Below are 8,024 nucleotides of genomic sequence, written 5' to 3' on the forward strand. Positions count from 1 at the left end.
GAGGTTCGACATTAATTATATCTTCTGCCACAACCTTCGCACCATTCTTCATATTTATAGGTGTTTCACTCAAAGGTTCTACCCCACTAATCTTCCATGGTTCTGAAATAAAAATTTGATTACAATTTTCTCCACCAAGGTAATGACCTCCTTGATATCCAACCGGCCCTTCATATATTGTAGTTCCTTTAGGAATTTTTATTGCGTATGTTGATTCTATTGGCGAAGTACCTGTCAGTACACCTGTTTTAGGATCTATCCATTGAGCTTTAACCGCAGAATCTATCCGCACTTTTGCAACTGATTCTGCTGGTTCTCTTGTAAACCACTGTCCAAGTGCATTTTGTTCTTCTCCCGGAATTGTTAATCCTCCTTTTTTGCCTGAACGATATAAAGTTGTATCTTCATCCAAAATTTTCACATTATATTTTCCTGCTAGAAAGTTTGATGCTGGATTTCCCCTTACTTCAGCTAAAGGTCCAGGATTTTCTATCATATTATGAGTATATTTAGCACCGCTCTTCAAATTCACCCTATTAAAAAACTGCGCTGGCTTTTTCTCAAACACAGGTTCATTCCCTACAGATGTTTTCTTCTCTATATTAAGAGAAAGATTATCTAGTTTCTCTCCAGATAACCGATTCGCGTTTTGCGCTTGCCCCTTAGTTTCACTCTTAGCAACAGAAAATAACTCTCTACCAAGTGTATTTCCTTCTCCTACATTCCCAGCGCCGGCTAATGAAGGTTTAGGGGATAAATTCGGGATCTCAATATTTTTAATCTTCTCCACGACATTCTTCATACTACCCGGCAACTTATTCATGAATGCCGCTACTTCTTCCAACTTACCAACTATCTATGAATTTAAAGCATACCAATCAATTAAAAAAGCACTTGTTGCCTATCATAGACAATCAAGTGCTTTAAGTTCATTTTTTTTTAAGTAGCATAAATTTGTAAGTTTTGTAGTAACAGTATGACACCTTTTATATGTCGTGATAACTACTACGTTAATACTTACGAGGTTAGGAGTTCGTTAGTTTCATGTGCATTCCATGCTTTATATTCGTCGCATAGTAAAATGTCATCTCGCCTAAGCTCGTACCTCTTTTTCTATTCTGTCATTACACATAATACTCTATGATGGTACAACCATCATGGAGTATGTACTTTTTAACAGCCTATTCTTTTTCATCCATCTTCTGCTTTAAATATTCAGCAATTTCTGTTTGCCCAAATTCTCTAGCATATTCATAAGCATCCATATTCTTAATATTTTCTCCAGTGTATCTAATTGAAATATCTATTCCTTTTTCAACTAGAAACTCAGCTACTTCTTTATGTCCACCATAAATCGCACCCAATAATGGATTTCTTTTTGCTAAGCTCACATCTAATTCTGCACCAGCCTCAATTAAATACTTTACTATCTCCAAATGCCCCGCTCCTGCTGCCAAATTTAATGCAGAAGCATCAAATGTACCACCTCTAGCATCAATATCTATACCTTTATTAATTAGATACTCAACCATTTCAAGGTGTCCTTTCTTGGCAGCTACATGTAACCATGTTCCAAATGTAGTCATTGTGTTCAAAATTTCTTTATCATTACCTATTAATTGTTTTACTTCATTAATATCACCAATTTTAATTGCATTTCTTATTGCTTTGTTTAAAATTTTTTTATCCAAAACATATCCTCCTTAAATTCAATTATCTTCTACTAGCTAATCCACCTAATCCTTTAAGAGCGTAAACAATATCGTCAAGGTCACCGCCCTCAGCTTCAATATCTCTTAACCGCTTTACAACAATCTCCAAAGCATCAAGACTACGTTGTCCTATTACGGCATTTTGGTGCCCAAACAAGGTCTTCTTCACCAATTATTGGGTCTATCCCATACCTTCTTAATATTTGTTGACCTTCTTGAACAAGTACTTTTTGCTTCTGGCCAAGACTTTTTTAAATAGAATATGATGTGCATGTGGATTTCTCATAGTAGTAGGTGGTCATCTATTAGTCCTCTAAGATACTTACCAAAATCAAGTTTAATTAATGCTTCATTATATTCTTTAGTAATGCCTAAATCAGACATCTTTTTACTAATCTCAGACAACTCATCTACACTAAAAGTATTATTTTGAATAGCATTTTTAAGCTTATTCATCTTTGTGGCATTGACACTACCAGCCTCGAATATATCATCAAGATAATTGCTTACAGTGCTACCCGTACCCTTAGTATACTTATAAAATTATACGTGTACCGACTTATTTCTACGCTAAAATACAAAAAAGCACTCGTTGCCATAATTGACAATCAAGTGCTTTAAGTTCATCTATTTTTAAGTAGCATTAAACTTGTAAGTTTTGTAGTAATAGTATGACGCCTTTTATATGTCGTGACAACTACTACGTTAAAACTTACGAGTTTGTACGAGTTCGTTAGTTTCATATCCATCCCATGTCTTTATGTTCATCGCATAGTAGAATGTCATCTCGCCTAAGCTCGTACTTCTTTTTCTATTCTATCACTGCGCATAATACTCTATGATGATACAACCATCATGAAGTAAGTGCTTTTTAACAGCCTATTTTTTTTCATCCATCTTCTGCTTTAAATATTCAGCAATCTCTGTTTGCCCTCTTTCAATAGCAAATTCATAAGCTCCCATATCTTTCATGGTGTCACCAGAGTATTTTATAGATATATCTAAATTGTTCTCAACTAACAATTTAACAATCTCCAAATGCCCACCGTATATTGCAGCAAACAGAGGATTTCTATCTGGTTCACTAATATCTATCTCTACATTCCGACTAATTAGATATTCAGCAATCTCTAAATGTCCTTTTGTAGTCGCTCTTTCAAGAGCATTTGTTGAGAAAGTTCCACCTTGTGCATTAATATCTATTCCAGCATTAATAAGATATTCTACTATCTCTAAATGTCCATGAGCTGCCGCTACATGTAACCACGTACCAAAAGGTGTCATCCATGTTAACATTTCTGGTTCTTTCTCAAGTAAATCTCTTAAAGTACCCAATTTACCACTTTTTATGGCACTTCTAATATCTTTTGCAAATTGAGTCTTATCCATATTAATTTCTCCCTTAACTTCTATTTCCTAGAAGCAGCTTGTTTTCCAAGGTCTTCTAGTATTTCAATAATATCATCTAAATCTGCACCTGCTGCATCAACTGCTTTCAACTGATTTACAACATTCTCTAAAGCTGCAATACTATGTTGTCCGGCAATTCTATTTGGCGCCCAAACTAAATTTTCTTTACCAATTATAGGGTCAATACCATATTTTCTTAATATTTCTTGGCCTTCTTGAACAAATTTTTGTTGATCCTCGCCTAAACTTTTTTAAAATAAAATATGATGTGCATGTGGATTTTTCATATCAGTAGGTGGGTCACCTATTAGTCCTCTAAGATACTTACCAAAAACAATTTTAAGTAATGCTTCATTATATTTTTTAGTAATGCCTAAATCAGACATCTTTTTACTAATCTCAGCCAACTCTTCTTTACTAAAAGTATTATTTTGAATAGCATTTTTTAGCTTATTCATCTTAGCGGCATCGACATTCCCGTTCACAATTATATCATCAAGATAATCACTTACGGTATTACCCGTACCCCTAGTTCCACTATTAACAGCAGAAAATAACTCTCCAAGTGTCTTTCTCCTCCAATGCCTGCTAGCGAAGGTTCAGGGAATAAATTCGGGATCTCAATATTTTTAATCTTCTCCACGACATTCTTCATACTACCCGGCAGCTTATTCATGAATGCCGCTACTTCTTCCAACTTACCAACTATTTATGAAGTTAAAGCATACCAATCAATTAAAAAAGCACCTGTTGCCTATCATTGACAATCAAGTGCTTTAAGTTCATTTGTTTTTAAGTAGCATAAATTTGTAAGTTTTGTAGTAATAGCATGACACTTTTTATATGTCGTGACAACTACTACGTTAAAACTTACGAGTTTGTACGAGTTCGTTAGTTTTGTATCCATTCCATGTGTTTATATTCATCACCCAGTAACATGTTATCTCGCCTAAGCTCGTACTTCTTTTTCTATTCTATCATTACACGTAATACTCCATGATGGTACAACCATCATGAAGTATGTATTTTCAAACATCCTATTTTAAATAGCAACATCCTGGTAACCTACTTCAATTACCTTTTCATTTAATAGACGAAGCCCTAATCCATTTTCCATATCCCATGTACAATTAAATGTAATTCCAATATCTCGCGCTTCAAAAATATCTGCATACGGAACAACAATTCCATCTAAAGTTATCATTTCTAGTATTTGATCAGTTGTTTCAATTAATGGATAATTTTCATTTAATTCAATGTCATAACCTAGTCCATGTCGCTTTTGTTTATAATACTCCAAAATCGGTTGCAAAAAACTTTGTTGCAAGTGTTCCCAATTTTGCATAAGCGATATATATCGCTACATATTGTTCTTCATCAAATCGACCAGACTCATCACCCTTCACCATCAATGCTATTTTGACTTCATTTCCCAAAAACTAATGGTAGTATCCTTAGACCATATAAAATCATATTCGAGTTTACCGAAAACTGAATCATTTATTCTCATTTTAATTCTCCCTTTTATTTATTGGCAAATCCTCTCGGTTCAAACGCTTTTTTATTTTAGTTTAATTTCTCTAAAATTGAATTAACTTTTTCTGAATATAAATCTGGATCGTCCTCTCTTATCTCAAGAAGAATTCCTTTAATTATTTGTTTAGTTGAGCTATTTACATTTTCTAATGCATTAATATAAGATACTACTAAACCTTTTGAATTTAATAGTGTCCGATGAATTCTTTCCGCCCAGAATTCTGCATGAGGTAACATTTTAGGAATACCAATAGCTAATTTGTATAGCCCTTCCTCCATCCCGGAATGTTCAACAATATAAAATATCGTTTCAATAAGGTAATCACCAGCTGATGGCTCAGCGATATCATCCTCAAAAATCATACAAAGATCAGGGATTATATTATTTGTTCCTCTATGTGATAATTCATTGAGAATATTTTCAAACTCCTCAATATTATCTCCTTCATTCTCTAGAAAACGCATTTTGTATAAAATAGAAATATCCTCTTTAAATTCCATTGTGCTCTCCCACCTTTCTATCCACTATTACTTTGGCTTGCCAAATATCTTCAAATCATTATTCTCATATTTTTTATAGTAATCAATATATTCTTTAAGCTTCTCTCTATTGTCTTTGTTATAAAATCCATCTTCTTTCATAATTCGCCTTAAATCATTAATATCAAACGCTAGAGAATCCCGTGGCTTCAAAGACATTTATAAATCACAATCCTCTGGCCTTGTTCTTTTACTCAATACATATGTAAAAGTTCTTCTATGCCATACACCATCTCCTGGATGCGGATGCTCTAAGAACATCGCATAACTATCTTTAGTTTTAATCTCAAACTCTTCTTGCATATATTTATTAGGCGGCATATGGTGACCTGTTATATTGTCTCCTTTTGCATTGGGCAACCTTCCAAACCTTCCATGATTCAACTCATTTAGAAGAAATCATGTACTTATTTGTGTTATATTTTGTCTCGTATCATCCACAAATCTATTATAACGTTCTTTAAGTCGTACTCTCAATTCATCATAATCAATTTTACCAGTACCCTTAGTGCACTTATAAAATTATAACGCAAAAAGCACTCGTTGCCATAAGTGACAATCAAGTGCTTTAAGTTCGTTTGTTTTCTAAGTGTCTATGTTCGTTCTAAGTTTGTAAGTTTCATTGCATAGTAAACATAGTACGCCCCTTTTGTGTCTCGTGACAAGTAATACCTTTAAAACGCACGAGCTTGTGTGCATTCGTTAGTTTACTATGCATTCCATGTCATTGTACCCGTCGCCCAGCAAAATGTCCTCTCACCTAGTTATTATTCTTATTTACCATAGTTCAAATTGTTACAGAACTCCGTGATAGTGGTACCATCACGGAGTATGCATTTTTTAGTATAAACCAACTCAAACCTTGTAAGTCATATGGCTAATCAAGATTTAAGTTATTGATGTTACTTTTATTGCTAGTCATTTTGATTATTTACATAATTTTGTACAAACAGTCTGTTTTTCTCACTTTGAGGTAACAAACCCAAATGTTGATATTCAAAAATCATTTGTCGTTGAGTCGGGGATATTTTTGAATTTATTATATCTACATAATCATAATGAAGTTTTATCTTTCCAGGATACTTCAATATTAAAGTTAAATTCGTCCATGGCTCTTGATCATGGTCAATAAATATTTGTCTTAAATCATTAAATTTAGTTTGTAATTTCACCAACAGGTTATCGTAGATTTCTTCACTCACATTATATTTTTCAGGAATATCATGAGAATACAAAAAATCCTCGTTGTCAGAAGTATTGAAATAAAAGTACACCTCTCTAGAACCATCCAATATTTCAGCATACAAGTAAATTTCATTCCAATCACCATCAGGTATCATATCTATAATATGCTCCGCAATCAAGGGATACATCTGATTCATCTGTTGCTCCATAATTTCACTAACCTCCTATTTGATTTAGTATTGTAACCTTTTTCATCCTACTGCCATCGATCGAGTAAGTAACTATAAAACTATCAGGTTCTAGCTGAATTTCCAGTGTATTGCGGTTTTATTTTTACGTTTACACTTTCTTTTCTTTCTAATGCCGATGCCTACTCTTGTTCCATTTAATGCCATTTCCCACCAACTTCATTTATTTGGGAATTCATTGGAACTCAGTTATCAATATCTCCGGATCCCTTAAATTGACTACCAATTAAATGGCCACCATCATCTCTCCCTGGATAATTACCTCTAATTCTGTCTGTTCCACCTACATTACTTTGAGCATATTGATTTCTCTTTCCTTTGCCGAGTTGTAATTCCGCTTCGACACTATCAATTCGACCAAAGTTGTTGGTTTCATAGGTATATCCTTCTTTTGTTTTGTACTTCACATTTGGTTTTAGTTCTTTTTCGTTACCAGTCTTACGAAATTGTGTTCCATAAGGGACATCTACTTTACTACCATTACCCGTATCCTTAGTATACTTATAAAATTATACGTGTACCGACTTATTTCTACGCTAAAATGCAAAAAAGCACTCGTTGTCATAATTGACAATTAAGTGCTTTAATTTCATCTATTTTTAAGTAGCATTAAATTTGTAAGTTTTGTGGTAATAGTATGACACCTTTTATATGTCGTGACAACTACTACGTTAAAACTTACAAGTTTACGAGTTCTTTAGTTTCATGTCCATTCCATGTCTTTATATTCGTCGCATAGTAAAATGTCATCTCGCCTAAGCTCGTATCTCGTTATCTGTTCAATCATTGCACGTAATACTTTATGATGGTACAACCATCATGGAGTATGTACTTTTTAACAGCCTATTCTTTTTCATCCATCTTCTGTTTTAAATATTCAGCAATTTCTGTTTGCCCAAATTCTCTAGCATATTCATAAGCATCCATGTTTTTAATATTTTCTCCAGTGTATCTAATTGAAATATCTATTCCTTTTTCAACTAGAAACTTAGCTACTTCTTTATGTCCACCATAAATCGCACCAAATAATGGATTTCTTTTTGCTAAGCTCACATCTAATTCTGTGCCTGCCTCAATTAAATACTTTACTATCTCCAAATGCCCCGCTCCTGCTGCCAATCTTAAAGGGGAAGCATCAAATATATCACCTTTTGTATTAACATCGATTCCTTTATGGATTAAATATTCCACTATTCCAAAATGCCCTTTCTTTGCTGCAACATGTAACCACGTACCAAATGGTGTCATTGAATGTAAAGATTCTGGATTATCTCCTATTAAACGTTTTACTTCATTAATATCACCAATTTTAATTGCATTTCTTATTGCTTTATTTAAACTTTTTTCATCCATAACATTACCTCCTGTATCTCTACTATCTTGTACTAGCTAT

Annotated in this window: 11 protein-coding genes and 2 pseudogenes; all 13 read right to left on the bottom strand. The window is 33.6% G+C overall.

Annotated features, from left to right (window positions below; all coding sequences use genetic code 11):
- Nucleotides 1-823: pseudogene (locus BAQ49_RS33725) on the bottom strand (hypothetical protein); the annotation flags it as partial.
- Between the two features lie 358 nt (nucleotides 824-1,181).
- On the bottom strand, nucleotides 1,182-1,691 hold the full coding sequence (locus tag BAQ49_RS21905; RefSeq protein WP_071747037.1) for an ankyrin repeat domain-containing protein: 510 nt from the start codon (nucleotides 1,689-1,691) through the stop codon (nucleotides 1,182-1,184).
- Between the two features lie 22 nt (nucleotides 1,692-1,713).
- Complete coding sequence (locus BAQ49_RS33730; RefSeq protein WP_244159133.1) at nucleotides 1,714-1,881, bottom strand: hypothetical protein; 168 nt, start codon at nucleotides 1,879-1,881, stop codon at nucleotides 1,714-1,716.
- Nucleotides 1,882-1,994: 113 nt separating this feature from the next.
- On the bottom strand, nucleotides 1,995-2,168 hold the full coding sequence (locus tag BAQ49_RS33735) for a hypothetical protein (RefSeq protein ID WP_244159134.1): 174 nt from the start codon (nucleotides 2,166-2,168) through the stop codon (nucleotides 1,995-1,997).
- Nucleotides 2,169-2,591: 423 nt separating this feature from the next.
- Nucleotides 2,592-3,101, bottom strand: coding sequence for an ankyrin repeat domain-containing protein (locus BAQ49_RS21920; protein WP_071747038.1), 510 nt, complete (start codon nucleotides 3,099-3,101; stop codon nucleotides 2,592-2,594).
- Nucleotides 3,102-3,373: 272 nt separating this feature from the next.
- Complete coding sequence (locus tag BAQ49_RS21925; protein ID WP_071747041.1) at nucleotides 3,374-3,580, bottom strand: hypothetical protein; 207 nt, start codon at nucleotides 3,578-3,580, stop codon at nucleotides 3,374-3,376.
- A 50-nt stretch (nucleotides 3,581-3,630) separates the two neighbouring features.
- Nucleotides 3,631-3,798 carry a hypothetical protein gene (locus BAQ49_RS21930; protein ID WP_244159135.1) on the bottom strand — a complete coding sequence of 56 codons (168 nt, stop codon included), beginning with the start codon at nucleotides 3,796-3,798 and terminating at the stop codon, nucleotides 3,631-3,633.
- A gap of 366 nt (nucleotides 3,799-4,164) precedes the next feature.
- Nucleotides 4,165-4,632: pseudogene (locus tag BAQ49_RS21935) on the bottom strand (DUF6985 domain-containing protein).
- A 56-nt stretch (nucleotides 4,633-4,688) separates the two neighbouring features.
- A complete protein-coding gene (locus BAQ49_RS21940; protein ID WP_071747039.1) occupies nucleotides 4,689-5,159 on the bottom strand; it encodes an Imm30 family immunity protein in 471 nt (156 codons plus the stop codon).
- Nucleotides 5,160-5,357: 198 nt separating this feature from the next.
- Nucleotides 5,358-5,558 (bottom strand): hypothetical protein, encoded by a 201-nt coding sequence (locus BAQ49_RS32665; protein WP_131802731.1) that lies wholly within the window; start codon nucleotides 5,556-5,558, stop codon nucleotides 5,358-5,360.
- A 554-nt stretch (nucleotides 5,559-6,112) separates the two neighbouring features.
- Nucleotides 6,113-6,592 (bottom strand): antitoxin YezG family protein, encoded by a 480-nt coding sequence (locus BAQ49_RS21945; protein WP_025148809.1) that lies wholly within the window; start codon nucleotides 6,590-6,592, stop codon nucleotides 6,113-6,115.
- 224 nt (nucleotides 6,593-6,816) lie between these two features.
- Entirely contained in the window at nucleotides 6,817-7,038 is a 222-nt protein-coding gene (locus BAQ49_RS34350) for a DNA/RNA non-specific endonuclease (RefSeq protein ID WP_025148808.1), read from the bottom strand.
- Between the two features lie 436 nt (nucleotides 7,039-7,474).
- Entirely contained in the window at nucleotides 7,475-7,984 is a 510-nt protein-coding gene (locus BAQ49_RS21955; protein WP_071747040.1) for an ankyrin repeat domain-containing protein, read from the bottom strand.
- Nucleotides 7,985-8,024: the final 40 nt, after the last annotated feature.

The organism is Bacillus proteolyticus (genome assembly GCF_001884065.1).
Lineage (GTDB): Bacteria > Bacillota > Bacilli > Bacillales > Bacillaceae_G > Bacillus_A > Bacillus_A proteolyticus.